Origin of the sequence: Anaerostipes sp. 494a (assembly GCF_001940315.1) — a bacterium.
Classification (GTDB): Bacteria; Bacillota; Clostridia; order Lachnospirales; family Lachnospiraceae; genus Anaerostipes; species Anaerostipes faecalis.
Genome location: NZ_MJIF01000001.1, coordinates 867,204 through 885,545 on the forward strand (window position 1 = coordinate 867,204; position 18,342 = coordinate 885,545).

Consider the following 18,342-nt stretch of genomic DNA (forward strand, 5'->3'; position numbering starts at 1 on the left):
AGAATTACTCTCTGCAAGGTCTTTCTTATTCTTCTGTATCTTCTTCTCCATCGATTTCTTTTTGAAGAATCTCAATATCACCACGAAGCTTTTCAATCAGATTAAATAAATCAATATAATCCGCCTGAGGATAATCCATGGTTTCCTCAAAATACATCTTTCCTACCTGTTGATACAGATCATTGAGCTGTTTTTTTGCTACACGAATATCATTGTGTCTTTTGGCTGAATCAGCTACTTCTTTCGCCTTATTAGCAGCGACCTTCCCTTTTGTGGAAATAGTCTCTTCCAGCCGACCAAAAAAATCTTTTGCCATAAGCGCTCACTCCTATTATTTTTTTCTATTATACCTTTTTCCGCAAGAAAAAACAAGGGAAGCGCCTGCGACGATTAATAGAACAAGCCACGGTATCCAGCTCTTTTCTCCTGTTTTCGGCACCTCGGTATTCTGACCTGAAGTTCCATTTACATAAGATTCTTTTTGCAATTTCACCGTATTTTTTGCACTGACTTTTTTTGTATTATCTCCCTTTGCAGATGCTATATTGATAAGTTTTTTGCTTTTAACTTTTAAAATTTTAACTTTATAAGAAACAACCATTTTCTGATCATAAGAGAGATTCTGCCCTGTCTGGATAATATAACTGTTTTCATCTGCGTTAATTTTACAGTTTTTAGTAATATCTCTTCCTTCAGGATCTGTTACTCGTATTGTATCTGTGCAGATTACTACTCCTTCTTGATATAATTTGTCTGAAATAACCACATTTTTAGCAATGGCATCTTTTATTGTCTGTAACACAGTAACCTGATATTCACTAATATCTCCCTTCTTTAAAACAGATTTTGAAGAGCTCTTAAATATAGATAATTCAGGTACGACAACATCCATTGTAACAATATTTTTATCCTGACACATATCTGCATCTTTTCCATAGGTTTTTGCTGTATTTAATATATTGCCGAAAATCATTTTCTTAAATAGAACACGATAAGTTATCAATATACGATCTTTGTCACTTAAATCTTTTCCTGTATAGATTTGAAATTGATTTTGTCCTTCAGATAAAATAATTTCACAATCTTTTGTAATATCTGTCCCATTATATTTTACTTTGATTCCTGAAATCTCCATTCCTTCTTTCTCAAAAGAATCCTCAATAACAACCTGATGAGCTATCATTCCTTTATTCTTTTGCGTAACTTTGAGCTGATAGATTCCCATCTGTCCCTCTTTGTAAACAGTATTGTCTGAATCTTTCTCAATGTCCAATACAGGCGACTGAAGGGTAACAATATTTTCATCCTGAACTTTTAAAGTATTATCACTTTCTGCAACAGCTGTGTTCTTTATTTCCCCGACAATCTTTTCTTTAAAATATACTTTATATGTAATCTTTAAAATATCATCTTCTCCAAGATTTTTCCCTGTTTCTATACAAAAAGACTGGCTCATATGATTTATTCTGCAATCATCTGTAATATCCTTATCATTTAGAAGCACTTTTATTTCCGATGTCTCCATACCTGTTTGAGCAAATGTATCTGTCACTTTAACATTACAGGCTATCAGATTTTCTTTTTTCTGGGTTATTTTTAAAGTATACAGCCCCTTTTCCCCTACTCCATATTCCTTTTTGTCTGATTCTTTTACAATCTGAAGCTGTGGCGCTTTCACTTTTACAGTTTCCTCTGCTTTCCCTCCGCCTGAAGGAATTTCCTGATCTTCTTTAATAAGATCACCATTTGTATTTTTTGTAGCCGGAGCTACAAAAGTATTTAAAATACTGGCACCTTCTAATCCATCTTTCTCAATCAGTGTCTGATAAGTAACCTGTATATTATCTGATAACCATAAATCATCATAATCTCCTGTACTCCTTCCCGTCTCAGATTCAATAGCTGGAATAGAACCATTTTTCAACTCCACTGGTGTTGAAACACGATAGCTTCTTCCGTCTTTACTATATGAAATGTTACAATCCTTTGTAATATCTTTTTCTCCTGACATAATTGCAAGACTTCCAGGGACAAGGCGAACCCCATCCGTTCGAATCTGATCAGAGAATTCTATATTTTGCATAAAAGTTCCTGGATTTTTATTGGTAAGCTCAATTTTATACGATATATGGTCTCCCTGTTTATAGACCTTTTCAGGAGCAGACTTTACAACTTCTGTCTTTGGTGAATTAATATAAACCTGACAATCATCATATGTCTGTGGAATTCCTGCTGCCCATGCGGACGCTGTATTATCCACTAATGTTCCATTGGTGGACACCTCTGCAACAGCTGTATATGAAATCACAATATCCTTATTCCATGGCTGAGCATAATCTCCTTTTGATTTTAAGATCCATCCGTTTTTCACCTCTTCCAGTATATACTGCCCCTCTTCAATTCCGGTGACTTTAACAGAATCCTTTTGAATTTTCATATTACCCGGCAATGAAATATCCTGAATAGTAAAATATGCAGTGTCAGCATTTTCATTGGTATTTTTTACAGTAACTTTGTAATTCACCTTATCTTTTGCCTGATATTCATACTTAGGTGTTTCCTTAATTATTTTTAACCCCGGAACATCTTTCTCTTCTTCCGGCAATTCAATCTCTGTTATTACCTGATTGGTTGGTGCTGTCCTTTCATCTACAATGGTTTCAGCTTTATTTGTTTCTGTTAATACAGTACTTGTAGAGTCATAATGGCCATGCTGTTTCCATATTTCCCGTAGATTGTCTAACTGTTGCTTCCCTACATTTTCCGGTATATCCATTTTTACTTTAATTTTCATCGTATAAAGACTTTTCTCATAAAAAGAAGGGTCTTTTGGATTTTTTAATAGAGCTGTTACCTGATTATCTTTTGTTTCAATTGAAAAATCATCGGTAACATCTTTACCATCTCCCATTATTTTCACATTCAAAATTTTCAAACATTTTTCAATCTGATCTTTAAACATGAATTTTTTAAAATAATGTGCCTGTGGTATTTCACCTGCTACTGCCTGATCAATTTCATATGTCCATGAATCTCCAAGACTCCTACCCTGATACTTTTCAGTTCTGTTTCCATCTTCATCAGAAATATACTTCCTTGGATCAGGTGAATCAAATTTTACCATATTTTGTCCAGATCCCACATATTGCTCCTGTCTTGTCGGCTGACGATTCAGATTCCTTCCAAAGGTATATTCAAAACAGCTGGAAATAAAAGTAAAACCTGCACACGTGAAATCTTCACTGTCATAATCTGTTTCAAAATCTGCATAGTAAATATTCATACCATTTGTTTTTTTGTAACTGAGTTTTGTATTTCCTGATACATACTGTCCATGAATACTATCTGCTTTCACGCCGATATACTGTTTTGTATCAATATCTTTTAACGTCACATTACTTTTTATTGTCACAGGTGTTTGCGTTCCTGCTTTAAAAAATTGACTTTTCATAGTCATTTCTTCAATACCAATATAGGAACAGCCGCTTATTCCATTTCCTATTGCCACATATCCATCCTGATTTTCATATTTTTCTATGGCGGATACTGTCATCAAAAGATCGATTTTTTCCCAATGTCCCTTACTTCCGTCTGCTTCACATTGATATATTTCCATATTGGTTTTTTTCACTGCTATGCTTCCTGGTTTGTTTTCACTTGTTTTAAACCATGTAAATTTTCTTAGTTCATCCGGAATACTAATATCCGGAAGATCCGTTGTGGTTTTTCCCACTGTTACGATTGTTTTAGTCTCACTGGTCATTTTCAATTTAAATCCATAGGATGCATCGACCTTCAATGCATCTTCATCATCAAACGATGAAAACTGATGATGTTCATCTTTCCATCCTGCATTGATTTTCTCTGCACCATCTGTATTTAACTGAGCATATACTCTGATGGACGAATATAACCATGATAAAAAAACGCCTGCTATCAAAATAAAAACTTTCCATTTTTTCCTTAAAACTTTCATTTTCATAATAAGTCTCCTTTGTTCTGTCTAAACCTCAGTTTTTCCTCATTTCCCGACAGACAAAAGTCTCATAACCCTTTTTAGGCTCCCCTCATTCTTATGACAGGCTGCACTCACCTCCATGACCATGCAGAAGTATCATTATCATATCCATTTTATCGCTCCCCGGACTATCAGATCATGGCGGAATATGTCTAAACAGAATGTATCGAAAAATGGTCTTATTCAATTGTAAAAATCTCCCGGATATCAATCATTCACAGAAATGTAGAACGCATATGCGTTAGAAATGCTGTTATCAATAAGATAAATTGATAAAATTGTATTTATTTCCAAATATTCCCTATCTTCTATACAACAATGTATCATAAGTTAACAAAAAAAGCAACTCATTTTTCATGAATTGCTTTTTCTAACTTATAATTACAGTATAATATTTACAGTCCTAAAATCTTTTTAACTTCTGCTTCCATTTCTTCAGTTTCACATACTGTATTATGTAAAACAGGTGCTGTACGAATTTCTTCAATTGCTTTTGGTATTGCAACTTTTGAAATCTTATTTAATTCATCTACCAGCTCAAAATCAGTCTTAGTATCATATGCCGGATCAATAGCGTCCATTACACTTCTTGTAAACTTATATGGGCTGGCTGTTGAAGCAATAACTGTTGGTGTCTGATCTTTAGTTGCTGTTTTGTATTTTTCGTATGCCACTGCAGCTACTGATGTATGTGTATCCATTACATATTTCTCTGCTTCATAAACTTCTTTTATCTTTGCTGCAGTTTCTTCTTCTGTAGCATAAGCTCCAAAAAATTCTCCCAGCTGTGCTTTCATTTCATCTGAAATAGTATAAGCACCATCTTCTGTCAAAGCTTTCATAAATGCAGAACATTGAACAGGATCATTTCCTGCGATTCTGTAAATCATACGCTCAAGGTTGCTTGAAATTAAAATATCCATAGATGGAGACGTTGTTACAACAAACTCTCTCCTACGATCATATTCTCCTGTCTGGAAGAAATCAAAGAGTACTTTATTTTCATTAGATGCACATACAAATTTTCCAATAGGAATTCCCATCTGTTTTGCATAAAATGATGCCAGAATATTTCCAAAGTTTCCTGTTGGAACAACAACATTTATAGGTTCTCCCGGTTTAACTGCACCATTTCTGAGCATGTCAGCGTAGGCTTTCACATAATATACAACCTGTGGAACCAAACGTCCAATGTTAATTGAGTTCGCAGAAGAAAACTGGAATCCTTTTCCATTCATCACTTCTGCCAGTTCTTTATTAGAAAACATCTTTTTAACACCAGTCTGGGCATCATCAAAGTTTCCTTTGATTCCAATAACATATGTATTTTCACCTTTTTGTGTGATCATCTGTTTTTCCTGAATTGGACTAACACCTGATTTTGGATAAAATACAATAATCTTTGTTCCTGGCACATCAGCAAATCCTGCCAAAGCTGCTTTTCCTGTATCTCCAGAAGTGGCAGTAAGGATTACGATCTCATTTTCCACGTGATTTTTTCGTGCAGATGTAACAAGTAAATGTGGAAGAATAGACAGTGCCATATCCTTAAAAGCAATAGTTGAACCATGGAATAATTCAAGATAGTATGCATCTCCAACTTTTACCATCGGTGCAATCTCTGCTGTATCAAATTTACTGTCATATGCATTATTAATGCAGTTTTTCAATTCCTCTTCTGTAAAATCTGTCAGGAATTCTTTCATAACCGCATAAGCAATCTCCTGGTAAGACATCTTGGTTAAATCTTCCAGTGCTACATTTAATTTTGGAATACTGTCTGGGACAAATAATCCTCCATCACTGGTCAGCCCTTTTAGAATAGCTTCAGATGCAGTTGCTGTTTCTTCACCATTTCTTGTACTGCGATATACTAAATTCATATTTCCCTACCTTTTCTTCTATAATATGTGTTTCTTTTGGTTTCTGATTATATCATATGTTTATCTCTGCTACAATATCTTTTCTTGCTCAATATCTTATACAAAAGCAAATGTCAGCATAAGTTTTACACCCTGAATCAAAGCCTTCTCATCAAAATCAAACTTTCCATGATGGTTTGGATAAGCTCCTCCACCACCAACAAATGCAAAACATCCATCAATTTCTTCAAGATAATTGGAAAAATCCTCTCCCAGCATCATCGCTGGAACATGAACAAATTCTTCTGGTTTAAATACTTCCTGGGCTTTTTTCCTGGCTTCCATTACAATGTTGTAATCGTTTATCAGTGCCGGATGACTCGATGGCTGATAATCCACAATAATATCTGTGTCATACATCTTTGCCGCAGATTCTGCCATGACCATGATTCTTTCTTTCATTTTTTCTTCAACTTTTTTCGAAAAAGTCCGAACTGTACCCTCTAAAACCGCTTCTCCCGCCACCACATTTCTTGCTGTACCTGCAGTAACTTTTCCAATTGTCAAAACAGCACTTTCCAACGGATTTATATTTCGACTGACAATTGTCTGGAGATTCATAATAAGAGATGCTGCAGCTGTAACTGCATCCATACACTCATGTGGCTTTCCTGCATGTCCGGATTTTCCTTCTATTCGAATAGAAAACCAGTTTGTAGCAGCCATTCTCGGTCCTGGTTCCAGGGAAATTTTGCCTGCTTCAATTCCAGAAAAAATATGCAATCCATAAATTGCATCAATACCTTTTAAAATTCCCGTTTCCAGAATATCTCTGGAACCCTGTGCTGTTTCCTCTGCAGGCTGAAAAATAAAAATTATTTTTTTATCAAGTTCATCTTCATGCTCTTTTAATATTTTTGCTGCCGCCATTAAAATGGCTACGTGTCCATCATGTCCACATGCATGCATATATCCGTCATTTCTTGATGTAAAATCTAATCCAGTCTCCTCCATCACTTCCAATGCATCCATATCTGCCCGTAATGCAATGGTTTTCTTTCCACTTCCAACTACTGCAAGAATTCCTGATGGATCAAGAATCCGATAAGATATCCCCCATTCTTCCAGATGTTCACGAATATACTCCATAGTCATCATTTCATGATATGCAGTCTCCGGGCACTGATGAAGATATCTTCGAAATTCTATCAGATCTTTTTCTATTTTAGATGTTGCTTCTATAATATTCATACCTGATCCCTTCTTTATCGATGTAATATCTGATAAATGAAATAAATTACAATTCCTATAATAAAAATTGGCCCTAAAAATGTCAAAACAACTTTAAAAATTGCAATTAATGCCATTAAAATCAGAAATACAGTAATTGCACAACCTATTTTAAACTTTCTGGAATCTGCAGTATATACTCTGGTACGAGTATAAGATTCCTCTTTTTCTTCTGGTTCTTCATCATAATATATCTGCTGATCACCATTTGCTTCAATAATTGATTTCCCAATCAGTCGCGGATTCCCAAGTTCCTCTGAAATTTCTGCCTCTGTTTTTCCTTCTGATATCTTTTCATAAAAATATTTCTCATAATACTGAATATTCTCATGTAACACTGACGCCGGTACCATTCCTTCTAATGTATCTTTCAACTGGCTGATAAATTCTTTTTTTGTCATAATTATCTCCATCTTCTAACTTAAAGAATATCTGATTATATCCTATTTATAAAAAACTTCTGATTCCTTCAAAACTTTACAATCTCCATTGCTAATCTGAATTGTTGTAACACCACAGTTTTGCTGTCTTGGTCCATGCCAGAAATCTTTAATCTCTCTTTGATATAAATATGTTAACATTCCATGAATCCATGCTCCATGTGAAAAAACAACCATATGTTCATACTTTTTTTCTGCTGGCAGAACAACCTGTTCTAAAAATTCTTTTGCTCTTCCAATAACTTCCTTGTGTGTTTCTGCCCCGTCTTTTGGATAATATTTTTCAGGACAATTAAAACAATTCATAAAATCATCTTTTACTGCAATCAGCTCTGCCTCTGATTTTCCTTCATACTTCCCAAAATTCATTTCTTCTATACGTTTATCTTTATATAAAGGTATATCTCTTCCCTCCAGGATGATTTTGGCGGTTTCACTTGCTCTTTTTAAAGGACTTGTATAAGCAATATCAAAAGGTATATCTTTTAATGCCTCTTTTGTTATAAAGGCAAGTTTTCTGCCGTATTCATTTAACTCTATGTCGGCACTTCCCTGCATTCTTCTTTCTTTATTCCAATCTGTCTCTCCATGTCGAATGATATATAATTTCAAAATAATACCTCCTATGACCTGTCCCTTTGGGACATTATATCACATATTTAGACGTTTTATAAAAATTCTTAAATTTTGTCGGGAAACTATAGATTTATTATTTGTATTTGTTATACTATGATTTATATTGATAATATAATGACAGAGGAGAAAATGCTTATGGAAATGAAAGTTGGAGATAGTATCATTTTATCAGAAGAAGTGGTTTCTGATAATACTGCAAGCACATGGGGAAGTGGCAGTCTTCCGGTTTATGCAACACCTGCCATGGTTTTACTGGTAGAAAAAGCTGCTGTAAAACTGCTGTCTGATAAACTTGATGAAGGTTTCACAACTGTTGGTACGAATCTTAATATTGCCCACGTATCTGCAACACCTATCGGCGGAACCATCAAATGCCAGTGTACTTTATCTGAAATTGATCGTAAACGTCTTGAATTCCATGTTGAAATAACAGATGCAAAAGGACGCGTGGGAATAGGAAGACATGAACGTTTCATTGTTGAATCAGAACCATTTATGGAGAAAGCAAAACATAAATTTGATTAAAATCACAACAAACCGTTTGTTCTTAAACAAAAAAGAAACATGAAATCACTCATGTTTCTTTTTTTATTTCTTAATATTTAAGTTTACTCTAACGGTTTGTTCCTTTTAAGATTGGTGATACTCTTTTATAAATAAGAAACGTAATAACCACACTGCATAATCCCTTTACAAAAGTAAAAGGCATATTAAACCAGATCAATGCATCCCAAAGACTGTTAACATTCTTATTAATTGCCTGATATGCACCAAGAATCGCCTCCATTGGCATAAAATTAGTATATACCGGATACACAACAAAATAATTTGAGAAAACACTGATAACTGCCATTAATACAGCTCCTGCTATTGCTCCGATCATTGCATTTTTCTGCGTTTTATTTTTCTTATAAATCAGTCCTGCCGGCAGAACAAAACAAACTCCTAAAATAAAGTTTGACAGTTCCCCTACTCCTCCGGTCTGAGTGTGAAGCAGATTAATAATATTTTTAATGAAGCATACTGCAATCCCTGAAACCGGCCCCATAGAATATGCTGCCAGTAAAGCTGGTAATTCGGAAAAATCAAATTTAATAAACGGTGGAATCAGCATTGGAATCGGAAATTCCAAAAACATCAAAATTGTTGCTAATGCTCCCAGCATTCCTGTCATTGCAATTGTTCTAACATTTACTCTGTTGCTTTTCATTGTCATTGTTTCTCCTGTCATAATATATTCTCCTTTTTTTAATATTATTTTACGAAAACTATTCGCAAAAAAATAAGCCTGTCCGTTTCATTGCATAAAACGACAGGGCTCACAAATGAGAATGGTAAACTTATACCATCCTGCTACTTCTTTCATCCAGACTATACTGTTGGTTCAGGATTCTCACCTGATCGGCTTGCGCTCGTGGACTTATCCCTGTAAAAGGTTATCACCACCAGTCGAGAATTGACATAATCCATGTCTCACTCTGCCCTGAAGTTGGAGAAATATTCTCTTCTCTACTTCAATATTCAATTTACAGAAAATGAAAGTGTTTTCTGTTTCCTTTTTCATTATAGTGAATGTTTTTATATTTGTAAAGTTTTTTTTATCATTTCCTTTCTTTACACAAACTCTATAATTTGATAAACTATAACAAGTTGAATTGTTAAAGTAAAGGAGAAATTGATTATGGGAATGCACAGAATCGCAAAAATGCCTTCTCCAGAGGAATTACGTGAAGAATTTCCTTTGAGTGAAGAACTAAAGAAAGTAAAGGCTGACAGAGATGCAGAAATCCGCAAGGTATTTACCGGCGAGTCTGATAAATTTATTGTTATCATCGGACCATGTTCTGCTGATAATGAAGATGCCGTTATGGATTATCTTGGACGTCTTGCAAGAGTTCAGAAAGATTTACAGGATAAATTATTAATTATCCCTCGTATATACACAAACAAACCAAGAACTACAGGTGATGGATACAAAGGAATGGTTCATCAGCCGGATCCTGAGAAAGCTCCAGATATGGCAAGCGGTCTTCGTTCTGTTCGTAAGCTTCATGTAGATGCATTAGAAGCTTTCCATATGCCTGCGGCTGATGAAATGTTATACCCTGGTAACTGGCAGTATATGGAAGACATTCTTTCTTATGTTGCTGTTGGAGCAAGATCAGTTGAAAATCAGCAGCATCGTTTAACTGTTAGTGGTTTTGATATTCCAGCCGGAATGAAAAATCCTACAGGAGGAGATTTAACTGTTATGATGAACTCCATTACCGCTGGACAGCATTGTCATGATTTCATTGCAAACGGTTATGAAGTGAAAACTGATGGTAACCCTCTGACACACGCTATTCTTCGTGGCTCCGTCAACCGTCATGGAAATAATATTCCAAATTATCATTACGAAGATTTAATTCGTGTTGCATATATGTACGAAAAATTCCAGTTGAAAAATCCGGCAGTCATTGTTGATGCAAACCATTCTAATTCAGGAAAACAGTGGGATCAGCAGCCTCGTATTGTCCAGGAAGTACTCCACAGCAGAAGCTTCCTTCCTGAAATCAAAACTTTGGTAAAAGGTATTATGATCGAAAGTTATATTGAGGATGGAAATCAGTCTATCGGAAATGGAGTTTATGGACAATCCATTACTGACCCTTGTCTTGGATGGGATAAATCTGCCGCATTACTGTACCGTATGGCTGAAAATGTTTAATTCAGCATTTTTATGATTCCTGTCATAAGCCATGGATTTACATAGCTTTCAAGTACAGTTCCGAAAAAAAGAAAAATTAATTCTAACTGAATCGAAAAACGATCTAAGAAGGAATACTTTTCATATAAAAGTATTTCTTCTTTTTTATTTTCCAGAATATTTCTTCTCATTAATAGACCGACTGTTCCTCCATATAAAAGATAATGGGGAAAAAAACTGAAAAAAACAAGAAAAAGACCTTTTAATCCCAGTTGAATTATTTGCAAAGAAAGAACAGATCCAAGAAAAAAAGCAATAGAAAAAGCTCCTCCATACAAAAGTACCAGTGGTTGAAGCAGATACCCCGCAAGAAACAGTATCCCATATTGTTTTCCTCTTTTAAATAATATGTACGGAAACAGGCTTGAACTGGAAACATATAAATCTTTATTACTCAGCACCAGGGCATCCAGTCGTCCTCCATATGCTAAATATTCTTTATATATGCCATTTGTAAACAAACTTCCTAAAATCAGCCCGGTAATCATAAAAAGTCCTAAGAAAAATTTTCTCTTTTCCACCAGTTTCTTCTCCATTTCAATTTTGTAAATAAAGCTAATAATACCGCATAATACATATTATGCGGTATTATTATTATTTATGATACTTTTGAAGATATCCAAGCACTCCTGAGATAGTTTTGGCATCAATAATTCTTCCATCAAAAATCATTTCTTTTATCTGCTCCGGTGTATATTCCTGAACATCAATAAATTCATCTTCATCAAGATTCTGATGGGATAACTTCAAATCAAAGGCTACATAGATTGGAATTTTTTCATCACAAAATCCTATTGCAGTAATAATAGTCATTAAATGTTCCATTCTGCCTGCTCTATAACCTGTCTCTTCTTCTATTTCTCGTGTTACACACTCCAATCCTGTTTCACCTGGCTCAATTCCACCTGCAGGTATTTCCAAGGTTTCCTGATCCAACGCATTACGATACTGTTTTACAAGAAGAATATTCCCTTTATCCGTTACGGGAACTACTGCTGCCGCACCTTTATGTTTTACCAAATCCCATGTTACAACTTTTCCGCTGGGAAGTTTTACAATATCTTCATAAAAACCGACTACTTTTCCCTGATGCATGAGACGCTGTTCTATTTTTTCATATCTTCTCATATTTTTTCTCCTTTTCTCCCCTATAGGAAAAAGCGATAGATTTCTCTATCGCTTTTGTTATTTCGCATAATCTACAACTCGTGATTCTCGAATGACATTAACCTTAATCTGTCCAGGATAATCCAGGTTTTCTTCCACCTGATTTGAAATATCCCTTGCAAGAAGAATCATATCATCATCACTAATCTGTTCAGGAACTACCATTACACGAATTTCTCGACCTGCCTGAATTGCAAAAGTTTTATCAACACCTTGAAAAGAATCTGCGATCTCTTCTAACTGTTTTAATCTTGTTGTATAACTTTCCAATGTCTCACTTCTTGCACCAGGACGTGCAGCTGAAATGGCATCTGCTGCCTGCACAATACATGCAATTAATGTTTCAGGTTCTACATCACCATGATGAGATTCCACCGCATTAATAACGATTGGATTTTCTTTATACTTCTTACATAAGTTTACACCAAGTTCCACATGGGAACCTTCCACTTCATGGTCAATAGCTTTACCAATATCATGAAGCAGACCCGCACGTTTTGCCATTCTGACGTCTACACCAACTTCTGCTGCTAAAAGCCCTGAAAGCTGCGCAACCTCCATAGAATGTTTCAGTGCATTCTGACCATAACTTGTCCGGAACTTCATTCTTCCAAGAAGTCTTACCAGTTCAGGATGAATTCCATGAACTCCAAGTTCCAGTGTAGCCGCTTCACCTTCTTCACGCATCATAGTCTCAACTTCTTTTGTTGCTTTTTCAACCATTTCCTCAATACGTGCAGGATGAATACGTCCATCTACAATCAGTTTTTCCAGTGCGATTCTGGCAATTTCTCTTCGCACAGGATTAAAGCTGGATAACACAACCGCTTCCGGAGTATCATCGATAATCAATTCAACACCGGTGATATTCTCAATAGATCGAATATTTCTTCCTTCTCGTCCGATAATACGACCTTTCATTTCGTCATTTGGAAGCTGTACCAGAGAAATTGTCGTTTCTGCAACATGATCCACTGCACATTTCTGGATTGCTGTCACAACATATTCTTTCGCTCTCTTACGTGCTTCCTCCTTGGCTCTTGTCTCCATCTCTTTGACATACATCGCTGTCTCGTGTTTTACGTCTTCTTTTACTGCTGATAATAATTGCTCTTTTGCCTGATCAGAGGTTAACCCGGAAATTCGCTCCAGTTCCTGTAGATGTTTTGCCTGCAGTTCCTGCAAATGAACTTTTTCAGATTCGATGTTCTTTTCTTTGGCACTTAAAGACTGCTCTTTACGTTCCAGAATCTCAGATTTCTTATCTACTGTTTCTTCCTTAGAAAGAACTCGCTGTTCATACTTCTGCAGCTCTGCCCTGCGTTCCTTTGTCTCTTTTTCGAAGTCATTTCTCGCTTTTATAGTCTCTTCTTTTACTTCCAAAGAAGCTTCGCGTTTCTTGGCATCTGCCGCCTTGATTGCTTCATCTATAATTTCTCTGGCCTTGTCTTCTGCATTCCCGATGGTTATCTCCATGGCTTTCTTACTTCTTGTATTGGCCACATAAACTGATGCAGGAACTGCAACAACTAGAGTTGCGATAATGGCTATTATAATACCAACCACAGGTTTCCTCCTTATTCAATTTTTTGTGTTTTCACACTCCTTTAATTTTATATGTTTTTAACATAAAAGTCAAGAAATGGATACCTCTTCTGTACGAATCATAAATGCCTTTTTCGCCGGAATCAAAAGTCCTCCTCCGAAATCAATAAGTTCTCCTGAAATTAAATCTGTTCCCTGTCCTGCACGTGCATCAAAATGAGCTGTATATTCTTCATTTCCAATGTTAATTGCCACGATAATACGGTCCTCACTGCTCTGACGCTGGAACACCAGCACATCTGGCATAATTGCCAACTGACGGTAATCTCCATATCTTAACGCAGGACTGTTCTTACGAACCTGAGCCAGTTTTCCAATATATGTAGCCAGTTCATTTTCTTTCAGTTCTTCTGGTTTGATTCTTGGACGCAGACTATCATCACTTCCCTGCTCTTTCTTTCCTTCAATTCCCCATTCACTGCCGTAGTAAACACCTGGAACCCCTGGCATACCAAACATCATTGCATAGATAAGCGGCAAAAGATCTTTTTCATTTAATTGACTGGCAATTCTCTCAACATCGTGATTATCCACAAAATTATATAAAGGGATTCCTTTATATAATGTCCATTCTTCAGGACCAAACTGTCGATTCAGTGAATAACCTATCTCATGCATATTATGAGTATTAAAACTGGAATAAAGTCCTTTATAACATTCATAATTTGTAACAGAATCCAGCAGATCCGGATTTGCCAGCTGACTATAATCCCCATGAAGCATCTCTCCGATCATTAGAAAGTCCGGATTCTTTGAGCGGACAAAATCAACCAGACATTTTATAAAATTGCGATTGAGCATATATGCCACGTCTAATCTTAATCCATCAATCCCAAATTCATCCATCCAGAGACTCACTGCATCCAATAAATGCTGCTTAACCTGATCATTATCAAGATTTAATTTAACCAGTTCAAAATGTCCTTCCCATCCTTCATACCAAAAGCCATCGTCATAGCTGCTGTTGCCATCAAAATTAATATAGAACCAATCTTTGTACGGAGAATCCCATTTCTTTTCCAAAACATCCTGAAATGCCCAGAACTCTCTTCCAACATGATTGAACACTCCATCTAAAATAACTTTTATACCTGCTTCTTTTAATGCTTTGCATGCTTCTTTAAAATCCTCATTAGTTCCAAGACGCTCATCAATCACTCGGAAATCTTTTGTATCATATCCATGATTAGATGATGAAAATACCGGTGAAAAGTAGATTGCATTCATTCCTATTTTTTTAATATGAGGAATCCATTCTTTCACTTCCAAAATGCCATGTTCTGTTCCCTCACCAGCAAATGCTCTTAAAGGAAAAATTTGATAAATCATTAAATCGTTCATTTTCATCATTGTTTAAGTTCCTTTCTATTCTGTACTTTTTAGAGATTCTACCATATTAATTTTCTTTAATTGGAAATACATCAAAAAGTTTATGATAATGCTAAATACTACAGTCAATAAAATGCTATACACATAACTCATCGTAAAAATATCTCTTCCAAACATTAAAAGATCTACTTCTACTGTAAGTATAACATATCTGTGAAGAATTTTCCCTAATCCTACACCTGTAATGATACCAATAATAGTTAATAATATATTTTCTCTGTAAACATAAGCTCCCACTTCGATATCATAGAATCCCAGAACCTTTAGGGTAGCAAGCTCCGCTCTTCTTTCAGAAATATTTATGTTATTCAAATTATATAAAACTACAAAGGCCAAAAGACCTGCTGAAACAATCAATACAATCATTACAATATTCAGATTTCCTATCATATCCTCCATTGTACGGATTGCATCCGATGCAAACATCACAGATGCTGCAGCTTTTTCATTCAATATTGCTCTGCCAATCTGTTTTTGGCCTGTTTCTGACGTTCCCTTTGTGTTAAGATATATCTTCGTTGCTTTTGGTATTTTATGATATTTTTTCTGATACAGTCCAGGAGTCATATAAATATTGTGATACATATAATTTTCTGTAATCTCCACAACTTTTACCGACACCTGATTGATTTCATCAGTTTTGACAGAAACGATATCACCCTTTTCTACACCTAATAATGTGGCAGCTTTTTCTGTTATGATAATTCCTTCATCATCAAGATCATATCTCTTTCCACTTTTTCTATCTTTTAGCAAAAAGAAATCTGAAAAATGATCCATAGACAGAGGGACAATCAACGATGCCGTTTTACTGTTCCCATCTGCCTCTATACTAACTGATGTTTCATATACTTTCAGCTTTTCTTTTATTTTCTGCTGGTTATCCAACCAGAGATCAAAGTCCCTGATCTCCCTATTTGAACTGCCTTCTTTGAGAGAAACGCAGATATCATAAGTTGTAATCTTTCTGTACTGATTATCCGAAACCGCAAAAATGGAATCCATTAATCCAAATCCCACTAACAACAATGACATACAGCCTCCAATTCCAAAGACCGTCATAAAAAATCTCTTTTTATATCGGAACAAATTCCGCATAGTAGCTTTCCATATAAAACTCATTCGATTCCACAATCCACCGATATATTCGAGAAAAATCCGTTTGCCCTCTTTGGGAGCTTCTGGTCTCATTAGTTTTGCAGGTTTTTCCCGCAGTTCTTTATAACATGCAGATAAAACAGCCAGGATTACAACACCTACTGCCAGACCTGAAGCAATCATGGTATACTGACCCTCTAAAGGAGTTTTGATATCCCCAAGTCCTGTATACATCATGGTATAGGCTTCTATTATAATTTTAGGAAGTATTTTCTCCCCGGCCACAGCCCCAATGATGCTCCCCAGGAGTGTAGCAGTCAATCCATAAGCCAGATACTTTAATGCAACATCCCATCCGGTATACCCCAAAGCTTTCAATACGCCAATCTGAGTTCTTTGTTCCTCTACCATTCGTGTCATCGTAGTCAGGGTTACCAGTGCAGCTACAAGAAAGAAAATGGCTGGGACCACTTCTCCAATAGCTCCGATCCTTGCTGTATCTTCACCGTATTCAACATATGACTGGGTCTTTTTTCTATTAAGAACGTACCATTCTCCGGCTTTAATATTCTTGATATCCTCTTTGGCATCATCCAGTTTTTTTTGTCCTTCATTCAATTTTTTCTGAACCTTAGTCTCTGATGCCTTTAATTCTTTTTTCCCATCTTTTAATTGACGTTCTGACCTTTTCAGCTGCTCTTTCCCCTTTTCCAGCTGTAAAGACGCATTATTAAGCTCTTTTTCCTTTGATTCCAAGGTGCTTTTCGCTCTTTTAAGGGTTTTCTCATTTTCCTCTAATTCCTTTCTGGAAGAAACCAGTTTCTGTCTTCCAGATAAAATTTTTCTTTTTCCATCCACAATCTGTTTCCTGGCTGCTTCCAAAGTTTTCCTTCCTTCTGAAAGCTTCTGTTTCATAGCCTGAACCTGTGGATGATCTGCCCCAAGAGACTGTTCATATTCTTCAGTCTGTTTCTCCAGCTGATTGAGGGATTCCTCCTGCTGTTTTATGGATAATTCATTGTCAGATAACTGCTTTTCCTGTTCTTTTAGCTTTTTTTCACTTTCTGACAATTTCTTACGTCCAAGACTCAGCTTTCTTTTTCCGCTATAATAAGAATTCCATCCAGCTTTAAGTTCGTTTTTCCCCTGTTTCAGTTTTTCCTCATTCTGAACCAGTTTCACTTTTGCAGCATTTATCTCTTTTTCTGCCTTTTTCAACTTTTTTTCAGCTTTTTTTAATTTCTTTTGGGCTTTCCTTTTCTCTTCTTTATATTCAGATTCCTTTTTAGCAATCTCTTTCAATGCCTCTCCCTGAATCTGTTTTAGTCTTATCAGATTTTGCTCTTTTTCTATATTCTCTATCTGCTTTTCTGTCTTTTTTACAACCCTGTCATATTCTTCCGTATATGCCAGTTCTTTTTTAGCATTTTTTACAGAAATATAGATTTCTGAATAAACATCCTGTTTAAAGTTTTTAGGGGAAATCACAAGAAACCCATTTACTTTTCCAATTCCTATCTCAGTAGTACCTCTTTCACGAGAAAGATATGCCGATGATTTCCCAATTCCTGTAATCACATAATGATCCTCTGTTAATAACTCATTTAAAGGCTCCTCTGTTCCCGAACTTAAGATAAGTTTTTCTCCATTTTTTAAATGATGATCTTTAGCAAAATTTTCATCAACTAAACATTCATTTTCCTTTTCAGGCATACGTCCTGATGTGATTTCAAACTGATTCATACGTTCTGTCTTTGCCAGTACCTTGGTAACATACTCATCATTACTTCCTTCCATACGGCAAATTGTATCCAATGAATAGCTTCCTTCCGCATCTGACACACTGGAAAGGTTTTTCACTGCTTGCAGATTTTCTTCTGAAAGTCCTCTACTTCCAAGAAATTTAATATCCATAAGATTTGTCCGGTCAAACTGGGTATCCGCTGTAATCTTCATGTCTTTTTCGGTTACACGTATACCAGAATAAAATGCGACTCCTAAAATTACGATAAAAAATATAGATAAAAACCTAGGCAAAGTTCTTCTAACCGTCATATATATATCTTTATGAAGAGCTTTTTTCTTCAT

Annotated in this window: 14 protein-coding genes and 1 riboswitch; of the genes, 2 read left to right on the plus strand and 12 right to left on the minus strand. The window is 35.7% G+C overall.

Annotated features, from left to right (window positions below):
- Window positions 1–25: 25 nt before the first annotated feature.
- The 6 genes from BHF70_RS04440 to BHF70_RS04465 form a co-directional block, all read right to left on the minus strand.
- Window positions 26–316: a hypothetical protein gene (locus BHF70_RS04440; protein WP_075759133.1), complete on the minus strand. Its 291-nt coding sequence runs from the start codon at window positions 314–316 to the stop codon at window positions 26–28.
- Window positions 317–331: 15 nt separating this feature from the next.
- Window positions 332–3,982, minus strand: coding sequence for an isopeptide-forming domain-containing fimbrial protein (locus BHF70_RS04445; protein WP_075759134.1), 3,651 nt, complete (start codon window positions 3,980–3,982; stop codon window positions 332–334).
- 431 nt (window positions 3,983–4,413) lie between these two features.
- On the minus strand, window positions 4,414–5,901 hold the full coding sequence (gene thrC / locus BHF70_RS04450; protein WP_075759135.1) for a threonine synthase: 1,488 nt from the start codon (window positions 5,899–5,901) through the stop codon (window positions 4,414–4,416).
- A gap of 96 nt (window positions 5,902–5,997) precedes the next feature.
- Window positions 5,998–7,131: a M20 metallopeptidase family protein gene (locus tag BHF70_RS04455; RefSeq protein WP_075759136.1), complete on the minus strand. Its 1,134-nt coding sequence runs from the start codon at window positions 7,129–7,131 to the stop codon at window positions 5,998–6,000.
- A 14-nt stretch (window positions 7,132–7,145) separates the two neighbouring features.
- Window positions 7,146–7,571, minus strand: a complete 426-nt coding sequence (locus BHF70_RS04460; protein WP_075759137.1) for a DUF1700 domain-containing protein — start codon at window positions 7,569–7,571, stop codon at window positions 7,146–7,148.
- 42 nt (window positions 7,572–7,613) lie between these two features.
- Window positions 7,614–8,222, minus strand: a complete 609-nt coding sequence (locus tag BHF70_RS04465) for a histidine phosphatase family protein (protein WP_075759138.1) — start codon at window positions 8,220–8,222, stop codon at window positions 7,614–7,616.
- Between the two features lie 159 nt (window positions 8,223–8,381).
- Between BHF70_RS04465 and BHF70_RS04470 the strand changes: the two genes are divergently transcribed.
- On the plus strand, window positions 8,382–8,771 hold the full coding sequence (locus BHF70_RS04470; RefSeq protein ID WP_075759139.1) for a thioesterase family protein: 390 nt from the start codon (window positions 8,382–8,384) through the stop codon (window positions 8,769–8,771).
- A gap of 88 nt (window positions 8,772–8,859) precedes the next feature.
- On the opposite strand, the gene BHF70_RS04475 is transcribed toward BHF70_RS04470, so the two are convergent.
- Window positions 8,860–9,477 carry an ECF transporter S component gene (locus tag BHF70_RS04475; protein WP_075759140.1) on the minus strand — a complete coding sequence of 206 codons (618 nt, stop codon included), beginning with the start codon at window positions 9,475–9,477 and terminating at the stop codon, window positions 8,860–8,862.
- A gap of 119 nt (window positions 9,478–9,596) precedes the next feature.
- Window positions 9,597–9,741: riboswitch (FMN riboswitch) on the minus strand.
- Between the two features lie 186 nt (window positions 9,742–9,927).
- Between BHF70_RS04475 and BHF70_RS04480 the strand changes: the two genes are divergently transcribed.
- On the plus strand, window positions 9,928–10,956 hold the full coding sequence (locus BHF70_RS04480; protein WP_075759141.1) for a 3-deoxy-7-phosphoheptulonate synthase: 1,029 nt from the start codon (window positions 9,928–9,930) through the stop codon (window positions 10,954–10,956).
- Here the strand turns inward: BHF70_RS04480 and BHF70_RS04485 are convergent.
- The 5 genes from BHF70_RS04485 to BHF70_RS04505 all read right to left on the minus strand — a co-directional run bounded on the left by BHF70_RS04485 (window position 10,953) and on the right by BHF70_RS04505 (window position 18,342).
- The gene (locus BHF70_RS04485; RefSeq protein WP_075759142.1) at window positions 10,953–11,516 is read right to left on the minus strand and encodes a hypothetical protein; all 564 of its coding nucleotides are present in this window, start codon (window positions 11,514–11,516) and stop codon (window positions 10,953–10,955) included. The two genes, BHF70_RS04480 and BHF70_RS04485, sit on opposite strands and share 4 nt — an antisense overlap.
- Before the next feature lie 73 nt (window positions 11,517–11,589).
- Window positions 11,590–12,123, minus strand: a complete 534-nt coding sequence (locus BHF70_RS04490) for an NUDIX hydrolase (protein ID WP_075759143.1) — start codon at window positions 12,121–12,123, stop codon at window positions 11,590–11,592.
- Window positions 12,124–12,180: 57 nt separating this feature from the next.
- Complete coding sequence (gene rny / locus BHF70_RS04495; protein WP_075759144.1) at window positions 12,181–13,728, minus strand: ribonuclease Y; 1,548 nt, start codon at window positions 13,726–13,728, stop codon at window positions 12,181–12,183.
- 69 nt (window positions 13,729–13,797) lie between these two features.
- Complete coding sequence (locus BHF70_RS04500; protein WP_075760523.1) at window positions 13,798–15,114, minus strand: alpha-amylase family glycosyl hydrolase; 1,317 nt, start codon at window positions 15,112–15,114, stop codon at window positions 13,798–13,800.
- 18 nt (window positions 15,115–15,132) lie between these two features.
- Window positions 15,133–18,342: an ABC transporter permease gene (locus BHF70_RS04505; protein ID WP_075759145.1), complete on the minus strand. Its 3,210-nt coding sequence runs from the start codon at window positions 18,340–18,342 to the stop codon at window positions 15,133–15,135.